Origin of the sequence: Corynebacterium halotolerans YIM 70093 = DSM 44683, from assembly GCF_000341345.1 — a bacterium.
Taxonomy (GTDB): Bacteria; Actinomycetota; Actinomycetes; order Mycobacteriales; family Mycobacteriaceae; genus Corynebacterium; species Corynebacterium halotolerans.
Window position 1 is genome coordinate 1,171,292 of sequence record NC_020302.1, and the last position, 19,753, is coordinate 1,191,044.

The 19,753-nt window shown below is 71.6% G+C and carries 18 protein-coding genes and 2 pseudogenes; 6 read left to right on the forward strand and 14 right to left on the reverse strand.

The genetic code is table 11. The features are described 5' to 3' along the window. Position 1 precedes the first annotated feature (1 nt). Genes A605_RS05545 through A605_RS05555 form a run of 3 tightly spaced genes read right to left on the reverse strand, consistent with a single transcriptional unit; the run spans position 2 to position 3,928 of the window. The gene (locus A605_RS05545) at positions 2–946 is read right to left on the reverse strand and encodes a glycosyltransferase family 2 protein (RefSeq protein ID WP_015400521.1); all 945 of its coding nucleotides are present in this window, start codon (positions 944–946) and stop codon (positions 2–4) included. Next, on the reverse strand, positions 933–2,522 hold the full coding sequence (gene rfaE2, locus A605_RS05550) for a D-glycero-beta-D-manno-heptose 1-phosphate adenylyltransferase (protein ID WP_015400522.1): 1,590 nt from the start codon (positions 2,520–2,522) through the stop codon (positions 933–935). Before rfaE2 (A605_RS05550) ends, A605_RS05545 begins: the two co-directional genes overlap by 14 nt. After that, positions 2,519–3,928, reverse strand: a complete 1,410-nt coding sequence (locus tag A605_RS05555; RefSeq protein ID WP_015400523.1) for an aldehyde dehydrogenase family protein — start codon at positions 3,926–3,928, stop codon at positions 2,519–2,521. The genes rfaE2 (A605_RS05550) and A605_RS05555 overlap by 4 nt, the downstream gene beginning before the upstream one ends. A gap of 55 nt (positions 3,929–3,983) precedes the next feature. On the opposite strand from A605_RS05555, the gene A605_RS05560 reads away from it, so the two are divergent. Beyond that, positions 3,984–5,117, forward strand: coding sequence for a glycosyltransferase family 9 protein (locus tag A605_RS05560; protein ID WP_027004346.1), 1,134 nt, complete (start codon positions 3,984–3,986; stop codon positions 5,115–5,117). Between the two features lie 2 nt (positions 5,118–5,119). Here A605_RS05560 and A605_RS05565 read toward each other — a convergent pair whose 3' ends face one another. The 7 genes and pseudogenes from A605_RS05565 to A605_RS15700 all read right to left on the reverse strand — a co-directional run bounded on the left by A605_RS05565 (position 5,120) and on the right by A605_RS15700 (position 11,967). After that, positions 5,120–5,812: an SDR family oxidoreductase gene (locus tag A605_RS05565; protein ID WP_015400525.1), complete on the reverse strand. Its 693-nt coding sequence runs from the start codon at positions 5,810–5,812 to the stop codon at positions 5,120–5,122. Positions 5,813–5,870: 58 nt separating this feature from the next. After that, positions 5,871–7,232, reverse strand: coding sequence for a D-glycero-beta-D-manno-heptose 1-phosphate adenylyltransferase (rfaE2, locus tag A605_RS05570; RefSeq protein ID WP_015400526.1), 1,362 nt, complete (start codon positions 7,230–7,232; stop codon positions 5,871–5,873). Then, positions 7,229–7,903 (reverse strand): D-sedoheptulose-7-phosphate isomerase, encoded by a 675-nt coding sequence (locus A605_RS16030; protein ID WP_425277965.1) that lies wholly within the window; start codon positions 7,901–7,903, stop codon positions 7,229–7,231. Before A605_RS16030 ends, rfaE2 (A605_RS05570) begins: the two co-directional genes overlap by 4 nt. Before the next feature lie 120 nt (positions 7,904–8,023). Continuing rightward, positions 8,024–9,262, reverse strand: a pseudogene (locus A605_RS16035) (glycosyltransferase); the annotation flags it as partial. A gap of 87 nt (positions 9,263–9,349) precedes the next feature. Further along, on the reverse strand, positions 9,350–10,357 hold the full coding sequence (locus A605_RS05580) for a glycosyltransferase (RefSeq protein WP_015400528.1): 1,008 nt from the start codon (positions 10,355–10,357) through the stop codon (positions 9,350–9,352). A gap of 9 nt (positions 10,358–10,366) precedes the next feature. Beyond that, positions 10,367–11,443 (reverse strand): glycosyltransferase family 9 protein, encoded by a 1,077-nt coding sequence (locus A605_RS05585; RefSeq protein ID WP_015400529.1) that lies wholly within the window; start codon positions 11,441–11,443, stop codon positions 10,367–10,369. Continuing rightward, positions 11,443–11,967: a D-glycero-alpha-D-manno-heptose-1,7-bisphosphate 7-phosphatase gene (locus A605_RS15700; RefSeq protein WP_015400530.1), complete on the reverse strand. Its 525-nt coding sequence runs from the start codon at positions 11,965–11,967 to the stop codon at positions 11,443–11,445. Before A605_RS15700 ends, A605_RS05585 begins: the two co-directional genes overlap by 1 nt. A 57-nt stretch (positions 11,968–12,024) precedes the next feature. On the opposite strand from A605_RS15700, the gene A605_RS15705 reads away from it, so the two are divergent. Both A605_RS15705 and A605_RS14990 read left to right on the forward strand, forming a co-directional pair. Further along, the gene (locus tag A605_RS15705; protein ID WP_027004361.1) at positions 12,025–12,987 is read left to right on the forward strand and encodes a glycosyltransferase family 9 protein; all 963 of its coding nucleotides are present in this window, start codon (positions 12,025–12,027) and stop codon (positions 12,985–12,987) included. A 544-nt stretch (positions 12,988–13,531) separates the two neighbouring features. Further along, positions 13,532–13,888 (forward strand): annotated as a pseudogene (locus A605_RS14990) (ATP-binding cassette domain-containing protein); the annotation flags it as partial. Between the two features lie 87 nt (positions 13,889–13,975). Here the strand turns inward: A605_RS14990 and arsC are convergent. The 4 genes from arsC to A605_RS05615 all read right to left on the reverse strand — a co-directional run bounded on the left by arsC (position 13,976) and on the right by A605_RS05615 (position 16,003). Continuing rightward, on the reverse strand, positions 13,976–14,320 hold the full coding sequence (gene arsC, locus A605_RS05600) for an arsenate reductase (glutaredoxin) (RefSeq protein WP_027004349.1): 345 nt from the start codon (positions 14,318–14,320) through the stop codon (positions 13,976–13,978). Positions 14,321–14,324: 4 nt separating this feature from the next. Then, on the reverse strand, positions 14,325–14,861 hold the full coding sequence (locus tag A605_RS05605; RefSeq protein WP_015400533.1) for a ribonuclease FAU-1 family protein: 537 nt from the start codon (positions 14,859–14,861) through the stop codon (positions 14,325–14,327). A 2-nt stretch (positions 14,862–14,863) separates the two neighbouring features. Continuing rightward, positions 14,864–15,538, reverse strand: coding sequence for an Rv1157c family protein (locus A605_RS05610; RefSeq protein ID WP_015400534.1), 675 nt, complete (start codon positions 15,536–15,538; stop codon positions 14,864–14,866). Between the two features lie 255 nt (positions 15,539–15,793). After that, positions 15,794–16,003, reverse strand: a complete 210-nt coding sequence (locus tag A605_RS05615; RefSeq protein WP_015400535.1) for a hypothetical protein — start codon at positions 16,001–16,003, stop codon at positions 15,794–15,796. A gap of 27 nt (positions 16,004–16,030) precedes the next feature. Between A605_RS05615 and A605_RS15265 the strand changes: the two genes are divergently transcribed. From A605_RS15265 to A605_RS05625, 3 genes are all read left to right on the forward strand, one after another. Further along, entirely contained in the window at positions 16,031–16,387 is a 357-nt protein-coding gene (locus A605_RS15265) for a hypothetical protein (RefSeq protein WP_149029388.1), read from the forward strand. Positions 16,388–16,526: 139 nt separating this feature from the next. Further along, positions 16,527–18,437: a translational GTPase TypA gene (typA, locus tag A605_RS05620; RefSeq protein ID WP_015400536.1), complete on the forward strand. Its 1,911-nt coding sequence runs from the start codon at positions 16,527–16,529 to the stop codon at positions 18,435–18,437. A 22-nt stretch (positions 18,438–18,459) separates the two neighbouring features. Next, on the forward strand, positions 18,460–19,701 hold the full coding sequence (locus A605_RS05625; RefSeq protein WP_015400537.1) for an MFS transporter: 1,242 nt from the start codon (positions 18,460–18,462) through the stop codon (positions 19,699–19,701). Positions 19,702–19,753: the final 52 nt, after the last annotated feature.

Here is a 19,753-nt window from a genome sequence, read left to right on the forward strand (position 1 = left end):
TTCAGCGGTGGTGGGTCGGGGTGGATGATCGGGGATCGGACTGTCGGCCGGGGTGGGACCCGGGGTCGGGGATGGTCTCACCCCCGAAACTACCGTCAAGTAGCTCGGTGGCTTCGGTGCTCCGGTCGGTCACCGTGGTCGGGGCCTCCAGATGGACGGCCCCCGAGGGCAGCACCGCGCCGCCGCCGTGGCGTTCCAGCACCCGCCACTGGGCGAGCACGTCCTCGCCGGCGTGCTCCGGGGGCAGCTCAGACCAGAAGTCGAAGCCCCCGCACTCGATGAGCCGGGCGCGGTCGAAGAGCACGCAGCCGCCCACCCAGGCGACCTTGTAGACGAGGAAATCCTCCCCGCCGAAGTCCTGCCGGTCGGCGATGTGGCAGAGGTTGGCGGCATTGTGCAGCTGCCACCGCTCGTGCGCCGGGCCGGAGTCGGGGATGGGCTCCGGTTCGATCCGCCCCTCCCAGAGTTCGAAGGGGCGCCACTGCGCCGGGCGTTCATCGTCCAGGTAGGACAGGCCCTGCACGGCCGAGCCGATGAAACCACCCCCGTAGCGGGACAACGCCTCGCGCATCCGGGTCAGCGTGCCCGGCTCGAGCCAGACGTCACTGTCGAGGAAGAGCACGAGCGGGGCGTGGCTGCGCTCGAGCAGGAAGTGGCGCTGCTGGGCCAGGCCGCGGCGGGGCAGGTTGCGCTCGCAGCGCACGGGGCGTCCCTGGGCCCGCAGCACCCGGAGCATCGCGGCCACCGAGTGCGTCTCCCAGACCGGTTCATCGGACTGGTCGGCCAGGATGACGCCGAAGTCGACGTCGGTCTGTCCGGCGAGTCCGGCGAGGGTGACCGCCAGCTCCGGGGTGCGCCCGTAGCAGGGGATGAGCACCTCCAGCGGCACCTCAGTGTCGTGCCCCCCGTCCGGGGCGGCCCACCGGGCGGAACTACGCGCGGGCATCGCCACCTCCTTCCCCGTTGAGCGCCCCGTTGAGCGCCGTCCGGCGGCGCATCCGCTCGACCACCGCGGTCGTCGAGTGGTCGGAGACGTAGTCCATGATGCGGACCTGGCCCCCGTGTGCCTCCACGACGGCGGTCTCGGCGAGCATCTCCGGGGTGTAGTCCCCGCCCTTGACGTAGATGTCCGGCTCGAGTTCGGAGATCAGCGGGATCGGGGTGTCGGTGGAAAAGGAGGTCACGTAATCCACGCTGCTCAGCGAGGCCAATACCCCGGCTCGGTCGGACAGCGGGTTGACCGGGCGGTCCGGGCCCTTGAGCCGGCGCACCGAGTCATCGTCATTGACCGCGACGATGAGCACGTCGCCGAGCTGCTTGGCCTTGTTGAGATAGGCGGTGTGGCCGCGGTGGAGCACGTCGAAGCAGCCGTTGGTCAGGATGATCCGCTGCCCCGCCGCGCGGTGCTCGCGTACCCGGGCCAGCAGTTCGTCGGTGGGCACCAGCGCGTCGTGGACGTCGCTGAGGTGGCGTACCAGATCCCCGGTGGAACACAGCGAGGTGCCGAGCCGGTGGACCACGACGTCGGCCGCCGCCTGCGCCAGGTCCACCGCCGCGGGCACCGGCAGGTCCGCGGCCCGGGCCAGCGTCAACGCCGCCACGAAGGTGTCACCCGCGCCTGAGGCCTGTTTCTCGGTCGCCGGATTCGCCCAGGTACGGTGCACCAGGCCCGAGGCATCCACCAGGGCCGTGCCGTCCTTGTCGAGCGTGACGACCACCTGCCCGGCACCGGTGCGCTCCAGCAGATCGACGTGGTGGCGGACCACGGCGTCGACACGGTCCTTCCCGGCCCCCAGCCGGTCCTCCAGCACCGCCTCGGCCTCCCCGCAGTTCGGGGTGACCAGGTCGGGTCGGGCCGGCGCCCAGTGGCGTGGATCGTGGGCGTCGACGACCACCAGCGGCCGCTCGGCCAAGCTGCCCAACCGGGTGGCCAGTTCCGTGCGGTGCACCGCGCCGTCGTAGTCGCAGACCACCACGGCGTCGGTGTCGGTGGCGGCGGCGCACCCGGCGTCGGCCAGGCGGGCCAGGGCGCCGTCGGGGGCCTCACCGCAGGCGGTGTCCAGCCGGAACAGAACCTGCCCGTCGACGACGACGCGTGATTTCGTGGTCGTCTTCACCGCCGGATCGGCCAGGAGCAGTTCGGTGTCCACGCCTGCCTCGGTGAGCAGTTCGCGCAGCCGGGCCCCGGAGTCGTCGTCGCCGGTCAGACCGACCATGCGTACGCGCGCGCCGAGGGCGGCGAGATTCATGGCGGTGTTGGCGGCCCCGCCGGGGGCGAAGACCTCGTGGGTGCGGTCGACCACCGGGGCCGGGGCCTCGCGGGCCAGCCGCTCGCTGGTGCCGTAGATCCAGGTGTCCAGGATGACGTCGCCGATGACGGTGACGGTCGGCGCCAGGGCGGCCAGCTGCAGCGGCATGTCCGGGTTCAGTTCGGTGGTGGCCCGCACCGCGGCGGGGCGGGCATCCGCCCGGCTGCCCGGCTGGCCGCCCGCCGTCGACGTGTGCTTCGTGGAGATGGTCATCGCTGCTCCCCGTTGTCCGGGGACTGGGGGAACTCCAGGTGCACCACCGAGGTGGTGGTCATCTCGTCCAGCAGCTCCGGGCCGTAGCCGAAACCCTCGCCGGAGTCCCCGTGCGGCTGCGCGGCCCCGCCCGGCGCCCCGCCGAAGACGTTGTTGACCTTGACGGTGCCCACCTTCAGTCCGTTCACCGCGCGCAGCGCCCGGTCGAGGCGGGTGGTGAGCACCGTGGCGGCCAGCCCGTAGCGGTCATCGGCGGCCCGTTCCAGTCCCTCGTCGAAGCTGTCGACGACCTGGACCGGGGCGACCGGCCCGAAGGTCTCCTCACGCATGATCTCCATGTCGGGGGTGCAGGAGGTCAGCACGGTCGCGGGGTAGTGCGCGCCGGGGCCGTCGGGGAGCTGTCCGCCGGTGACCAGCTGCGCACCGGCCTCGACGGCGGCGGTGACCTGGCCGTGGACCAGATCGCGGTGGGGGCGGTCGACCACCGGCTGGGGGGTTTCGGCGTTGGTCCAGGCGTCGGCCTCGGCCTCGAGCGCGGTGAGGAACTCGTCGGCGATGGCGCGGTGGACGTAGACGCGCTCCACGGAGGTGCAGATCTGCCCGGCGTTGACGAAGCAGCCGATCGCGGCCTGGGAGGCGGCCCACGCCGGGTCGACCGTCTCGTCGATGACCAGGGCGTCGTTGCCGCCGTTCTCGCGGATGACGTGGGCCCCGGTCCCGGTGGCGGCGCGGGCGATGTCGCGGCCGGTGGCGGTGGAGCCGACGTGGGCGTAGACGTTGACACGTTCGTCGGCGGTGAGCATGCGTCCGACGTCGCCGGCCCCGGTCACGGTGACCAGGACGTTCTCGGGTAGGGCGGAGGAGAGGACCTCGCCGAGCCGGAGCCCCAGGTGCGGATTGCGTTCACTCGGCTTGTGGACGACCGTGTTGCCGGTGACCAGTGCCGCGCCGATCAGGCCCATGGCCACGGCGACGGGGTCGTTCCAGGGGGTCAGGGCCGCCACGACGCCGCGGGGGCGGGTGACGGTGTAGTCGGCGGCGAGGTCGTTCCCGCGCAGGCTGTGCCCGCGGTGGACGGGCCCGAGCTCGGCGTACTGGCGCAGGGTGCCGATGCCCGCCTCGATGCCGCCGCGGCAGTCCGCCGGCAGCTTGCCGGTCTCGCGGCGGTTGAGCTCGGCCAGTTCCTCGGCCGCCCCGGCGAGGGCGTCGGCCATGGCGTGGAGGTAGGCGCCGCGCTGTTCGGCCGGGGTGGCCGCCCAGCCCGCCTGTGCCGCATGTGCCCTGCTCACGGCGTCGACGACCTCGTTCTCCCCGGCCGTGGGTAGCGTGCCCACGGGCTCACCGGTGGTCGGATCAACTACACTGAGCTCGGTCCTGCGGACTGTGGCCTGGTCAACTGTGGTCATGGTTTCCTCCTCATTGAAACTCACTGGAAAACGATGAAGAACTGGGAAAGGTGCAATGGCTGAGACGAGTGTCGAAACGTTCGTGGGGGAGGCGGGAACCAGGTTCTCCCGGGTCAGGAGCATCGCGGTGCTCCGTGGCGGGGGCCTGGGCGACCTGATGTTCGCGATGCCGGGGATCGCCGCGCTGGCGGCCGCCTACCCGGAGGCGACGGTGACGGTGCTGGGCACCCCGGCCGCGAAGGCGCTGCTGGAGGGCCGTCCCGGTCCCGTCGACGAGGTGGTGGTGCTGCCGTTCGCGGAGGGCGTGCGCCCCGGCCCTGAGGATCCGGCGGCCCTCGAGGACTTCTTCGCGCGGATGCGGGAGCGGAAGTTCGACCTGGCGGTCCAGATCCACGGTGGTGGCCGCTACTCCAACCCGTTCCTGCTGAAGCTGGGGGCGCGTCACACGGTGGGCACCCGCACGCCGGACGCGGAGGCCCTGGAGCGCAATCTGCCGTACATCTACTACCAGAACGAGGCGATGCGCGGCCTCGAGGTCGCGGGCCTGGCCGGCGCGCCCGCCCGGAATCTCGAGGCCCGCCTCGAGGTCACCGACGGGGAGCGGGAGGCGGCCGAGCGGCACCGGGACGCGGGCGCCCGTGGACTGCTGACGATCCACCCCGGCGCCACCGACCCGCGCCGCCGTTGGCCGGCGGAGAACTTCGGTGAGGTGGCCGCCGGTGCCGCCGCCGACGGCTGGCAGGTGCTCATCGTCGGCGACGACGGCGACGCCGACGCCGCGGAAGAGATCATCGACGTCGCGCGGCGCCGGCTGCGGGAGCAGGGGGCGGAGGCCGCCCCGACGGTCACCTCCGTGACCGGGAAGCTCTCGCTGCCCGAGCTGCTGGGCGTGCTCGCCCTCAGCGACGTGATGCTCGGCAACGATTCCGGCCCGCGGCACCTGGCCATGGCGGTCGGCACCCGCACGGTGGGACTGTTCTGGCTGGGCAACCTGATCAACGCCGGCCCCCTGGGCCGGGGTCTGCACCGCACCCACATGTCCTGGGTGACGCACTGCCCCGAGTGCGGGGCCGATGTCACCCAGGTGGGCTGGACGGCGGAACGCTGTGAACACGATCCCTCCTTCCTGGCGGGCATTGAGCCCGCCGCGGTGTACGCCGATGTCCGTGCGCTAATGGATGGTGAATAGGATCACGGCCAGGAGTCCTCGAGCTCGTTGGCGATGAGCAGTTCGCGGATCTCCACGTTCTCCGGCTGGGTCAGGGCGTAGACGATCGACTCCGCCACCCGGGCCGGCTCGTTGAGCCGCGAGTCGTCCTGGGGCATGTACTGCTCGGTGCGGCCGTCGAAGAACTTCGTCTTCATGCCGCCCGGGATCAGGTTGGTCACCCCGACCTCGCCCTTGAGCTCCGCGGCCAGTGCCTGGCTGAAGCCGCGGACGCCGAACTTGGAGGCGCTGTAGGCCGTCGCGCCGCCCGCGCCCTTGAGCGCGAGCGTGGAGGAGACGGTGATCACCCGGCCGTGGGACCGCTTCAGGTACGGCAGGGCCGCGCGCACCGCGGAGACCGTGCCCAGGAGGTTGACCGCCAGCACGTGCTCCCACTGCTCCGCGGAGATCTCGTCGAGCTCACCCGGGGTGTCCAGGCCGGCGGCGGCGACGATCGCGTCCAGGCCGCCCAGGTCCTCGGCGACCTCGGTGATCACCTTCTCGAGCGCGGCCCGGTCGGTGACGTCGACCTCGTGGGCGCGGTGGTCACCGGCGTCGGAGATGTCCCGGTCGAGGACGATCGGGGTGCCGCCGGCGCGGGAGACGGCGTCGGCACAGGCCAGGCCCAGTCCGGAGCCGCCGCCGGTGATGAGGACCTTGCGGGAGTTCAGCTGCATGTCAGTGTTGTCCTTTCGGTGGATGATTTCTTCGGTGCGGTCGCGGGCGTCGGATGAGTCAGCCCACGGCCTGCAGTGCCTCGGCGAGCCGGGTCGTGGAGCGGGCGGGGTGGTAGGGCACGGTGACGGCCTGTCCACCCCAGCCCCGGATCAACCTGGCCTCGGGCAGCGAGTCGATGTCATAGTCACCTCCCTTCACCCACAGGTCGGGGCGGAGTTCGGAGAGTACGGTCTCGGGGGTGTCCTCGTCGAAGACGACGACCGCGTCGACGCACTCGAGTGCCTCGAGCAGCTCGACCCGGTCGCCCTCCTGCATGATCGGCCGGTGCTCGCCCTTCAGACGGCGCACGGAGTCATCGGAGTTCAGGCAGACGACCAGAAAGTCCCCGAGGCCGCGGGCGGCGGCCAGGGTGCGGGCGTGGCCGGCGTGCAGCAGGTCGAAGCAGCCGCCGGTGGCCACCACGACACCACCCCGGGCGCGTACCTCGGCCAGCCGGGCGGCCAGCTCGTCGGCGGGCTGTTCCCGTTCGGCGGGGCGGCCCAGGGTGGCGACCCCGCCACGGGCGATGTAGCCGGCGGCGTCGTCGACGGCGGCTTCGACCGCCCGGGCCAGCGGCGTCGAACGGGCGAGCTGTGCGGTCAGCGCCCCGGCGAAGCGGTCGCCGGCGCCGCAGGTGTCGCCGCCGGTGGCCGCGGCCACGGGGATGAACTGGGGCAGGGCATTGCCGCGTTCGAACACGGCCGCCCCGTCGCCCCCGAGCGTGACGACGGCCGCGCGCACCGGCCACAGCTCCAGCATCCGCTGGGCGGCCCGGGAGACCTCGCGGGTGTCCTCGCCGCTGATCCCCGCGGTGGCGCGCGCCTCCCCGAGGTTCGGGGTCACCGCGGCGACCCCGGCCACGGGCGCGCCGCCCTTGGGGTGCGGGTCCCACACCACCGGCACCCGCGTGGCGGCGTCGTGCAGCGCCTCCCGCAGCGCGGGGTCGTCGGTCAGGCCGCGGCCGTAGTCGGAGACCAGCACGGCGTCGGCCGAACGGATGGCCGCCAGCATGTCCGGGGTGGACCGCGGGGTGGTCTCCACGGCGCAGTTCAGGTCCATCCGGGCGACGACGTGACCGTCGGCGATCAGGCGCTTTTTCACCGGGGTCGGCTGACCGGAGGGGCCGGCGACGAGATCGATGCCGGCCAGGCCCTCGCGCAGGCGGGCGGCGTGGTCGTCCTCGCCGAGGACGGTGACCAGGGTGGGGGTGTGTCCGGCGTCCGCGAGCAGGAGGGCCGCCAGGCCGGCCCCGCCGGGGCGGTGGGACTCGCCCCCGACGTCGACGACCGGCACCGGCCCGTCCGGCGAGAGTTTCCGGGCGGCGCCCGCGGTGTCGACGTCGAGCAGGACGTCACCGACGACAATGATGTTCACGGTCATGCCTCCTGGTAGCGGTCGCGGGTACGGGAACGGGAGCCGCGGGCACCGACCGCGGTGGCGGCGGGGACCGCGGTGGTCGCGGTGCGGCGGGTGGTCAGACGCGCGACCTCGGCGTCGAAGGCCCGGCACACGCCGTGGATGGCCATCAGGTGGGCCTCCTGCACGTTCGGCGAGTCGGCGTCGATGGCGACGACGTCATCGCACAGCACGGTCAGTGGATTCGGCTCGGGACCGGTCAGCGCCCACACGCGCACGCCCATCTTCCGGGCGGTCTCGGCGGCGCGCAGCAGGTTGCGGCTGGTGCCGCTGGTGGTCAGCAGGAGCAGGACGTCCCCGGCGCGGGCGTGGCCCTCGATCTGGCGGGAGAAGACCTCCTCGTAGCCGTAGTCGTTGCTGATGGCGGTGACCGCCGAGGCGTCGGTGGTCAACGCGATGGCGGAGAAGGCCGGCCGGTCGCCCTGGAAACGGCCCACCAGCTCGGAACTGAGGTGCTGGGCCTCCGCGGCCGAGCCACCGTTGCCGGCCGTCAGCAGCCGGTTCCCGGCGGAGAGTTTCGTCGCCAGCTCCCGTCCCCAGCGCGCGAGCGTGCAGGACTGGGCGCGCAGCGAGGCAACGGCCGTCTCGACGCCGTCGAGGTGCGCGCCGATCCCGTCGTCGCTCAGGGTGGTCACCGCGGCGGGCTCGCCATTGCGGTCTGAGCCGCTCCCGTCGATGCCGTCCCAGGTGTCGGCGGTGCGGTCGGGGACCGGCAGCCGGAGGACCCCGGAGGTGGTCGTCTGCGTCAGGCCCGGGGCCGGGGCCGGGGCGTCCTGCCGGGCGAGCAGCCGGCGGTAGGTGTCCTCGGTGGCCTCGGCGACGACGGGCCAGGCGTAGCGTTCCCGGGCACGCCGGAGGCCGTGCGCGCCCATCTCCGCGGCGGCGGCCGGGTCGGCCAGCAGGCCGGCGGCGGCCTCGGCCACGGCCGCCGGATCGCGCGGGGGGACGTGCAGTCCGGTCACCCCGTCGACGACCGTGTCGGACAGCCCGCCGACCTTCGCGGCGAGCACCGGCACGCCGCAGGCCATGGCCTCCAGCGGCACGATACCGAAGGGTTCGTACCAGGGGGTGCAGGCCACCAGGTCGGCGCTGCGCAGCACGGCGGGCATGTCCGGGCGCGGGACCTGGCCGCGCAGCACCACGCGGTCCGCCACCCCCAGTTCCCGGGCGATGGCGCGCAGGCGCCGGGCCTCCGGGTCGTGGTCGAGGTCGGTGACCTCGCCACCGCCGCCGATGATGTGCAGCTCGACGTCGTCGAAGCCGCGCTCGGCCAGCAACGGCAGCGCCCGGATGAGCAGGTCCATGCCCTTGCGGGGGACCAGCCGGCCGACGCAGAGGATACGGCGCTTCCCGCCGGTGTCCTCCACCTCGCCCTGCGGGCCGAAGAGGTCGAGGTCCACGCCGCAGGGGATGACGGAGACCTGGCGGGGGTTGACCTGCATGGCCTCGAGCTCGCGGACCTCGTCGCTGCAGGTGGCGATGACGTGGGTGGCCGTCTGCCCGACCCGGGGCTCGAGCGTGACGCGCTCGGCGGGGCTGGTGTCGGCCGCGCCCTGGTGGCGGCGCTTGACCGTGCCGAGGGCGTGGAAGGTGTGCACCAGCGGGGTGTCGGTGAGCCCGGCGGTGTCGAGGGCGGTGCGGGCCGCGAGCCCGGACATCCAGAAGTGTGAGTGGACGATGTCGGGGATCGCGTCCGGATGGCGCCGCCAGTAGTCGGCGATGCCGCTCCCGAGCTCCGGCATGTGGGGCAGGAACTCATCCTTCGGCAGGTGGGCGTGGGGCCCGGCGGAGATGTTGACCACCGTGACCCCGCGGCCGGCGACGACGGCCTCGGGGAGCTCCTCCGAGTCCCGCCTCGTGAAGACGGTGACGTCGTGGCCCCGGTCGGCCAGCGCCTCGGACAGGGCGGCGACGTGCACGTTCTGACCGCCGGCGTCCACACCACCGAGCGCCGCCAGCGGGCTGGCGTGCTCGGAAACCATTGAGATCTTCATCGTTTCCTTCTTTCTTCGGCGGCGCCGGCCTCGGTGGTGGGGATGGCCGGCGCCGCGGGCTGTTGGGGCGGCAGGGGGTGTGTCAGGTCAGAGGCGCCTGCCTGCGGGCACGGACACGGGGGTGGTGGCGGGAGCGTCGGCCACCTGGTCGAGCAGTGCGTCCCAGTCCCGCAGGAACCGGTCGAGCCCGTAGTGGGCGAGCACGTGCTCGCGGGCGGCGGTGCCCTTGGCCCGGGCCTCCGCCGGGTCGGCCAGCAGGCGGGCCGCGGCCTCGTGGAGTTCGGTGACCTGTGTGGAGATCACGCCGGTCTCCGGCGGAATCGCGCGGATGGCCTCGGTGGTGGCCAGCGCGACGACCGGCATGCCCAGGTGCATGGCCTCCAGCAGGGCCAGGCCCAGCGAGGTCCACCGGATGGGGTGGAGGTAGACGCGCCGCCGGGCCATCTCGCGGTGCAGCTCATCGCGCTTGAGATCGCCGTGGACGCGCAGCTGATCCGGCGTCAGCCCGGTGGCGTCGTGCAGTCCGTCGGTGCCCATGCCGAACACGTCGACCGGACCGGCCTGGGCGAAGCCGGGCAGCAGGTCGGTGCCGGTGACCCGCCAGCGGCGGACCGGCTCATTGGTGACCACCGCCAGGTTCCCCAGCTCCCCGGTGTAGCGGTGGCCGGGATCGCGGATGCCGTGCTCGACGACGACCGTCGGGGCGGTGCCGTTGTCCCACAGCAGCTCGTTGAAGTGGGTGACGTGCGCGATCGGGATCTCCGTCTGATCCGCCAGCGGGTGGACCGTGTTCGGCACATCGCCGCGCGGGGTGTTGTGCTCGACGTAGACGGCCGGGATGTCCCTGCCGGGGCGGCGGCCGAGCAGCCGCTCGGCCTCCGCGAGCTCCTCGGGGCGCTGGAGCACCACGACGTCGATGTCCTCGTCCGCCAGGGCGTCCGGATGGATGTCACGCACGGAGGTCGGCCAGTCGCGGTCGGCCCGGCCCAGACCCCAGGCCCCGCCCTCGGGCAGGGCGGGCAGCAGGTACTCGTGGGAGCCGTGGACGAAGGCGTCGGTCCAGGAGCCGTGCACGTGCCAGAGCAGAATCTTCACTGGTGAACCTCAATTCTCGTTGGTGGGACGGGGGCGGGGGCGGTCATCGGGCCACAGCCGCTCGACGGCGTCGGCGACCTCCCCGGCCGTGACCGAGGACAGGCAGGGGTGGCCGGGCACCGGGCAGTCCCGTGCCCGGGTGCCCCGGCACGCCGCCGTCTGGTCGCCGAGCAGCTCCACCGGCACTCCGTAGGGCGCCCAGCGGATCGGCGGGACGACGGGGGAGAACAGGCTGACCACCGGCGTGCCGACGGCCGCGGCCAGGTGCGCCGGGCCGGTGTTGCCGGAGACGACGACTGACGCCCGGGAGAGCACCTCGGCGGTCTGGCGCAGATCGGTCACCCCGCCCAGGTCGATGCCCGACTCACCGGCGACCCAGGCGGTCAACTCCTTTTCGCCCGCGCCACCCGTGACGACGACCGTGTGGCCGCGCTCGGCGAGCAGTTCGACGGCCGCGGCACTGCGTTCGGCCGGCCACATCCGGGCGGGCACGGCCGCGCCGGGATGGACGACCACATAGGGCGCCGTCTGTTCTGCGAAGGTGTGCCCGGCGGATCCGAAGAAGGAACCGGCGGGGTCGGCGACCCGCATGCGGCCGTCGTCACCGGCGGGCAGTGGGTACCCCGCCGCCTCGGCGATGCCGAGCGCGCGCTCGACCTCGGGTTGGTCCTCGGGGAAGTCCTCGCCCGGTTTGAGCCGCACGTCGAGCAGCGAGCCGGGAAAATCCACGGAGGCGCCGGAAATCCGCGGCACCCCGGCCATGCGCAGCACGAGCGCCAGCGGCAGCGGGGACTGGTGGAAGGAGGTGAAGATGACCGCCTCGTCGAAGCCACGCTCGGCGACGAAGGCGCGCAACGTCTCGATGTGGGCGGCGTCCGCCGACGGGGCGGGCACGATGGTCCAGGGACTGGCCCAGGTGAAGATCTCGCTCGGGCCGGGCAGCAGCTCGGCGGCCGCGCGCCCCTGGGGGCCGCACAACAGGGTGACCTCGCCGACCTCCGGATGGGCGGCCACCGCACGGATGGCGGGGCCGGTGACCAGCACGTCACCGACACTGTCCAGACGAGCCACGAGAACCTTCTTCATCACCGCTCACCTCCCGCCGCGGTGGTGGCCCGCGCCGGTTCCGGGGCGGAGTCCGAGTCGGCCAGGCCGAGTGCGAGGCGCACGGCCCCGGTCAGATCGGCGGCGACGGTCCCGGCGGCGGCGACCTCCTCGCGGAGGGTGATGGCCGTGGGCACCAGGATGCCCCGGCATCCGGCGGCCCGGGCGGCCCCCATGTCCGCGCCGATGTCGCCGACGAACACCATCTGCCCGGGGTCGAGCCCGAGCCGGCGGGCCGCCGAACGCAGCATGCCCGGCTCCGGCTTGCGGCAGCTGCAGCCGTCCGCGGCGACGTGCGGGCAGATCTCCCAGACGTCGAAAGGCCCCAGCAGCTCGGCGACGCGGGCATTGACGGCATCGACCTGCTCCCGGGTGATCAGGCCACGGCCCACGCCCGACTGGTTGCTGATCACACCGACCGGGATGCCGTGGGCGCGGATCAGGTCGAGGGCGGCCGCGGCCCCGGGCATCGGCTCGACGAGTTCCGGATCCCCGTTGTAGGGCACGTCAACGACCAGAGTATTGTCACGGTCGAACAGAACGGCGGAAGGCAGAGGGAAGCGGTGGACCGACCCACAGTACTGGCATTGCGCGCGCTCAAGATCGGGGACCTGCTCGTCGCGGTCCCGGCCCTGCGGGGCCTGCGCGCGGGTTTCCCCGACCACCGCATCGTCCTCGCCTGCGCCGGATGGCTGCGCCCGCTGGTCGAACTCACCGGCGCGGTCGACGAAATCCTGCCCACGCCCCGCGGCCTCGACGAGCCGCTCGCCCTGGCGCCCGGCACCGTCGACGTCGCGGTCAACCTCCACGGCAACGGCGTCCAGAGCCGCGGCCGACTGGAGGCGCTGGAAGCCCGCCGCCGGATCGGCCACGCGGCGCCCGGCTGGGACGGACCCGAATGGATCGACGGTCTCCACGAGCGGGAGCGGTGGAGTCGCCTGCTCAACGCCCACGGTCTGCCCGGGGACCCGCTGGACTACCTGCTCCCGCCCCCGGACACCGACGTCGTGGGCGTCGGCGGCGGGGCCGGCTCGGCGGTCGTCCACGTCGGTGCCGCCCACGCCAGCCGACACTGGCCCGTCGGGCGCTTCGCCCGCGTCGTCGAGGACCTCCTGCGCCGGGGACTGCGGGTCCTGCTCACCGGTGACCAGCGCGAGCGTGAACGCGCAGTAGAGGTGGCCACGCAGGTCGACACCTCCGTCGGGCGGTCCGGGGCGCGGCTGGCCGTGCTCGCGGGGGAACTCAGCCTGACCGAGTTCTTCGCGGTGATCGCCGGCGCCGACCTCGTGGTCTCGGCGGACACGGGGGCGGCCCACCTGGCGAGCGCCTTCGCCCGGCCCTCCGTGGTCATCTTCGGCCCCGCCGCCCCGGAGAACTGGGGTCCGCCGCCCGGACCGCACCGCGTGCTCACCGACAGTGCCGTCCGCCGCGGCGACCCCTTCGCCGCTGACCCTGATCCGGCCCTGCTGGCCGTGGGCGTCGACGACGTGCTCCGCGAGGTCGACCAGCTGCTCCCGGGTAGCTGAACCCGACTCCCGGGCAGGCGCGCGGTCGTCCGTGGCGCCCTGCTGCGGACCCTTGGCGGTCGCGGTGTTCTCCGTAGGCATCTACTCCCTGCTCTCTGACATCGGAACCTGCGTGGTTCGAAATGAAGGTCATGAAAAGGAAGTGGGACCGCTGTGCTATGGCGGCTTCCTGTTACTATGAGGGAACTCCAAAATCCGGGAGGTTTCAAGCACCTTCTTCATTCGCGCAGTACAAAGCAGTAAAGAATTCTTATGGATTCTCGGGGTGGCATTGTTCCCTGTCGTTTTTCACCGCTCGGGGATCACCCCTTGCCGGGGCCGTGGTGGAGTGGAACGGAGACCGGATTCAGATTTGGCGAGGTAGATGACCCTAAAGTTCTAGACGACCAGTTGCCGCGGAAGCTCGGCAGGGCTCCTCGGAATGTGATATAGGGGGCCGTCTTTCCTTAAGGCCGACTGTTTGTTCCCGCCAATTCCCATGGCAAATTCGAGGCGGATAATGGAGAACAATCCTCCTTTGTTCTCCCTGAATTTCTCCGAATGCCGGTATCCGAACGAGCTGTCCGGCGGCCAGCGCCAGCGCATCGCGATCGCCCGCGCCCTGGCGCTCGAACCCGACGTGATCGTCCTCGACGAGGCGGTCTCCGCCCTCGATGTGCTGGTCCAGAACCAGATCATCGAGCTGCTGGCCGAACTGCAGGACGAACTGGGGCTGTCCTATCCGTTCATCACCCACGACCTCGCGGTGGTCCGTCAGACCGCCGATGACGTCGTGGTGATGCGGCAGGGCCGGGCGGTCGAGCAGGGCACGGCGGACGAGATCTTCGCCAACCCGCGCGAGGAGTACACCCGCAATCTCATTGACTCGGTGCCCGGTCTGGGCATCGAGCTCGGCACGGGGCGGACCTCGGGTAAGCCCGGTGTGGGGGCGGGAAAGCGACGCCGCCCGCCGACGCCCGGGGCCACTGAGGCGTCGACGGGCGCGCGGTCAGAGAATCTCGTCGACGGCCTCGATGGGGCGGGCCATCCGCACTCCCTTGTCGGTAACCACGAAGGGGCGCTGGATCAGGCGCGGGTGGGCGACCATCGCGGCCAGCAGCTCCTCATCGGGGATGTCGGGGGACAGGCCCAGCTCCCGGTACTCGGGCTCCTTGGTGCGCACGGCGTCGTGGACGGACAGGCCGGCGGCGGTGATGAGCCTGCGGAGCTGTTCGGCATCCGGGGGAGTGTCCAGGTACTTCACGATCTCCGGCTCCACCCCTGCCGCGCGCAGGCGGTCGAGGGTCCGGCGGGAGGTCGAGCAGCGGGGGTTGTGGTAGATGGTTGCGGTCATGGCACTATTCTGCCGGAACCAGCTCCACGTTGTCGGCCCAGGTCAGTTCGATGCCGAGGGCGCGCAACCACTCCATCGGATCGTCGTCGTGGCGGGTGATGCCCTCCACGGCGGCCAGGGTGGCGTCGATGGCGCGCTCGGCGTCCTCGGCGGTGATCAGGCCGGCGGAGGTGGCGGCGGCGAGCTCGTCGATGTCGAGGACGTCGATCGGCTCACCGGTGACGGAGACCAGATCGACGTAGAGATCACGGGTGGACCACACGCAGCCGTCGACGTTGATGTCGGCGATGTCGAAGTAGAAGTCCTGCCGCTCGTCCACGCTGTTGCGGAAGTGGAAGATGTTGGCGCGCAGGCCCAGCTCCGGCAGGAGCCAGGACTCCAGGTAGCCGAAGCGCGGGTGATTGGCGCCGCGGGCCATGTAGAGGCCGAAGTCGGTGAGTTGGTAGGTGTCGACCTCGCGGAGGAAGCCCTTCGGGTCGATGTTGATGCGGTCGGAGGTGTTGAAGGTCTCCTCCTTGACCGGGTGCAGATCAGCAGTCACTGTTACCTCGCATCGATGATGGCGGCGGTGGGAATGAAGGAACAGGTGTTGTCCTCGGTGTGGACGTCACCCGAGACGACGGCGATGACGGTGCCGACACCCGTGTCCGCGGTGCCGGAGAGCGTGGCCGGGCCATCGGGGTTGATCCCGTGGTTGGCCAGCTCCGTGGTTCCGGATCGCAGAGTGTTCAAGTTGAACCACTGGACCTGCATTCCACCCTGCTGCTGCACCGCAGGTGAGGTGCCCAGGGCGGTGAACAGGAAGGTGGTCTGACCGGCCTCCGCGCCGGGGGCGGGGATCTCGGCCGGACCGGGTACCGCGAGGGCGGATCCAACGGAGTTGAGACCCTCTCCCATGCAGTCGCCGGAGACGGTGGGCCAGTAGAACTGCGTGAAGGTCGGGGCGTCGGCCGGCAGCGGGGGGCCGCCATCTCCGTTGTCCCCGGCGAAGAACGCGAGTGCCGACAGGATGGCGCCGGAGACCTCGTCGGGCAGCCAGGGCTGCTCGGCGAACGCCCGGACCTGGTCAGCGGTCTGCTGCGTCGGCCTGCCCAGCTCGTCGAGCGGGGAGGAGGACGGCAGCGGCAGGGCCTGCGCGTTCGCCACCGCAGTGGTCCCGGAGCAGGTGAGCAGCGCTGCGCAGAGTGCGACAGCGGCACGGCGGAGGGTGATCACCACGGAAGGCCTTCCCACGTCGGGGTCCGGAGGGATTTCCGGAGCCACATCAGTAACACAATTCACACTAGTTTCTTGAACCACAATATTCACTTGGAAACGACAGTCAACCCGTGGACGTCGTCATTCCCTTCGTCGTGGAACGAAATCGAAACGTTACATTGCGGCAGGAAAATATCCGAACGCTCTCGGGCGAGGTGTCTGATCAACGGGCCGGTCGGCGGTGGACGTGGGATCGGGTCATGAGTTGAATCACATTCAGGCAGGGCGCGGAGGGGTGGTGCGGGCCGTGACGGTGACCGGGCTGGCGGGATACCGCAACCACGTCAACGTCCACACCGGGGCGGCGGCGCCCCGGCACTCGGCGACAGCGGCGACAGCGGCGACGTCGTTGCCTTCATCGACACCTGCCACCACCGGGTCGGGCGGATGGATGTGGTTGCGGACGGCGAGGGACTCGGGGCCCACGGGACCAGTCCTTCGCCCGGGACTCTGGTGGCGGCTCCGCCGCAGTCGGGAGGAATCGAGGTCGGCCTGCAGAATTCGACCGATCCGTGGCGGGCCTGGGAACCGCTGTGCCTACGTGGGGGCGCGGACCGGATCTTCCTCATGGATCCGCGTCCCGACGGTGCCGTCGCCTGGGGCAACGGCACCGCGCAGTTCTTCGCCATCTGCGACGCCCCTGGGAGACCTGCGGCGGCTGCGGCCGGGGCGCCCGCCAACGAGTGCGGCGTCGACGCCGCACCGGACGAGGGGCTCGTACTCATAGGGCGTCATCCCCGTGGGGGCCGGGGCCGCCCTCGGCCGGATGTGACCGGCTCCGGCGCCCGGGCCCCGGGCGGTGGAGTTTGAAGGTGCATCGGAGGCCTGTGGGGAGTAGCATGGTATGCCGTTCATCCTCGCGGCCACCGACACCGGTGCCAGAGCCCTTGATGCGGCAGGTTGCCGCAGGGCAAGGCCGCACCTTTCTTCCAGTAGGAGTACTCCGCTAGTGACCCATCCTGAGTTCCGCAACGTTGCCATCGTCGCCCACGTCGACCACGGCAAGACCACCCTCGTCAACGCCATGCTGGAGCAGTCCGGCGTCTTCGGTGACCACGGCGAGGTCGCCGACCGGGTGATGGACTCCGGTGACCTGGAGAAGGAGAAGGGCATCACCATCCTGGCCAAGAACACGGCCATCCGGCGCAAGGGCCTCGGCAAGGACGGCAATGACCTGATCATCAACGTCATCGACACCCCCGGCCACGCCGACTTCGGTGGTGAGGTCGAGCGTGCCCTGTCCATGGTCGACGGCGTCGTCCTGCTCGTCGACGCCTCCGAGGGCCCGCTGCCGCAGACCCGCTTCGTCCTCAGCAAGGCGCTCGCCGCCAAGATGCCGGTGATCATCTGCGTCAACAAGACCGACCGTGCGGACGCCCGCATCGACGAGGTCGTCGAGGAGTCCCAGGACCTGCTCCTCGAGCTCGCCGCCTCCCTCGACGACCCGGAGGCCGCCGAGGCCGCCGAGACCCTGCTCGACCTGCCGGTGCTCTACACCTCCGGCCGTGAGGGCAAGGCCTCCACCGAGAACCCGGGCAACGGCAACGTCCCGGCCAACGACGATCTCCAGCCGCTGTTCGACGTGCTCTACGACGTCCTGCCGGAGCCGTCCGCCACCATCGACGCCCCGCTGCAGGCGCACGTGACCAACCTGGACTCCTCGTCCTTCCTCGGCCGCATCGGCCTGGTCCGCATCCATGCCGGTTCCCTGAAGAAGGGCCAGCAGGTCGCCTGGATCCACTACGACGACGAGGGCAACCAGCACACCAAGACCGTCAAGATCGGCGAGCTGCTGCGCACCGTCGGTGTGTCGCGCCAGCCCGCCGAGGAGGTCATCGCCGGCGACATCGCCGCGATCTCCGGCATCGACGAGATCATGATCGGCGACACCCTGGCCGACCCGGAGAACCCGGTGGCCCTGCCGCGCATCACCGTGGACGAGCCCGCCATCTCCATGACCATCGGCGTCAACACCTCGCCGCTGGCAGGCCGCGGCGGCGGCGACAAGCTCACCGCCCGTATGGTTAAGGCCCGCCTGGACCAGGAGCTGATCGGCAACGTCTCCCTGCGCGTGCTGCCCACCGAGCGCCCCGATGCCTGGGAGGTCCAGGGCCGCGGCGAGATGGCCCTGTCCGTGCTGGTGGAGACCATGCGCCGCGAGGGCTTCGAGCTGACCGTCGGCAAGCCGCAGGTGGTCACCCAGACCATCGACGGCAAGCTCCATGAGCCCTACGACCACATGATCATCGACGTCCCCTCCGAGTACCAGGGCGCCGTCACCCAGCTCATGGCCGCCCGCAAGGGCCAGATGACCGCCATGGACACCGGTGCCGGCGACTGGGTGCGCATGGAGTTCGACGTGCCGTCCCGCGGTCTGATCGGTTTCCGCACCACCTTCATGACGGAGACCCGCGGCACCGGCATCGCCAACAGCTTCGCCATCGAGCACCGCCCGTGGGCCGGTGAGATCAAGGGCCGCCCCACCGGTTCGCTCGTCGCCGACCGCTCCGGTCAGATCACCGCCTACGCCCTCACCCAGCTCGCCGACCGCGGCAACTTCTTCGTCGAGCCCGGCACCGAGGCCTACGAGGGCATGGTCGTCGGCGCGAACAACCGCGACGAGGACATGGACATCAACATCACCAAGGAAAAGAAGCTGACGAACATGCGTGCCGCCAGCGCGGACGCCACCGTCACCCTCGCCAAGGCCCGCAATCTGTCCCTGGACGAGGCCATGGAGTTCTGTGGCCAGGACGAGTGCGTCGAGGTCACCCCGGAGACGCTGCGCGTGCGCAAGCTGGTCCTCAACGCCACCGAGCGCGGCCGCGCCCGTTCCCGTGAGAAGGCGCGCAACCAGTAATTCCGGCGGGTAGCCTGGCCGCATGGCTGTCTCCCGACTCCGCAGCCCCGTTGGCGTCGCGCTCATGTTCGCGACCAACGGGGCTGCGTTTTCGTCGATCCTGCCCTGGTACCCCACCTTCAAGGCGCAGTGGGGGTTGTCGGACGCCGTCTTCGGTCTCATCGTCGCCTGCTTCGCCGCCGGGTCGCTGGCCTCCACGGTGCTGCCCAGCCTGGCGGTCAACCGTTTCGGCCCCCGTATGGTCGTCGTCACCGGCACGGCCGTCCTCGCCGCCCTCGTGGCCGTCGTCGGCTGGTCGGTTTCCGGCCTCATGCTGGCGGTCCTCCTGCTGGCCGTCGGCGTGCTGGACGCGGTCATCGACGTCTCGCAGAACGTCGCCGCCGTGCGCGTCCAGGACCGCCTGGGCATCTCCGTGATGTCCTCGATGCACGCCTTCTGGAGCCTGGGGGCCGTGCTCAGCGGAGCACTGGGCACCGCGGCCGCGGCCGGCGGGGTGGACGTGCGCGTCCACCTGTCCGCCGTGGCGCTGGCCGTCGCCGCACTCGTCGTGTTCGCGGCCTGGTTGACCGGCCCGGTGGGGGAGGGCACCGACGCCGACCCCGGCGCAGACGGTGACGGCAGCGGCAGTGGGACCCGGCGCCGCGGGCCGGGTCCGGGTCGGCTGCTGGTGCTCGCACTGCCGGTGGCGGTGGTGGCCACCTCCGGCACCGTGGTCGAGGACGTGGCCAGCAACTGGGCCGGCATCGCCTCGGTGGAGCTGGCGGGCACGGCCCTGGGCACCGCCGGGGTGGCCTTCACGGTGGTGCTCGCCGCCCAGACGGTGGGCCGGTTCAGCGGCGACTGGCTCATCCAGCGCTTCGGGAGGGTGGCCGCGGCCCGCTCCGGGGGTGTGTTCATCGCCCTCGGCGGCGTCGTGGTGGTCACCGCGACCGCGGCGGCCCCGCTCTACGTCGGTCTGGCGCTGGTCGGTTTCGGCTGCGCCACCCTGGTCCCGAGTGCCTTCGTCGCCGCCGCCCGGTTGCCGGGCCTCAGCGAGGGTGCCGGGGTGACCGTGGTCAGCTGGCTGATGCGCCTGGGTTTCCTGGCCACCAGCCCGGTCATCGGCGCGGTGTCCTCGGTGACGAATCTGCGCTGGGCTCTCGGCCTGCTCATCGTCGTCGGTCTGCTGGTGGTCGTCACCGCACGTGCGCTGCGGGAGCCCGCCCGGGTGGTGGAACGGCGTGACCCCGACCGGCACCCGGACCCCGGTGAGGATCCGCAGTGAGGACCACCACGGGCCCCGTCGGGCGAGTGGCGCTCAGTGTCGGGCCACCGGA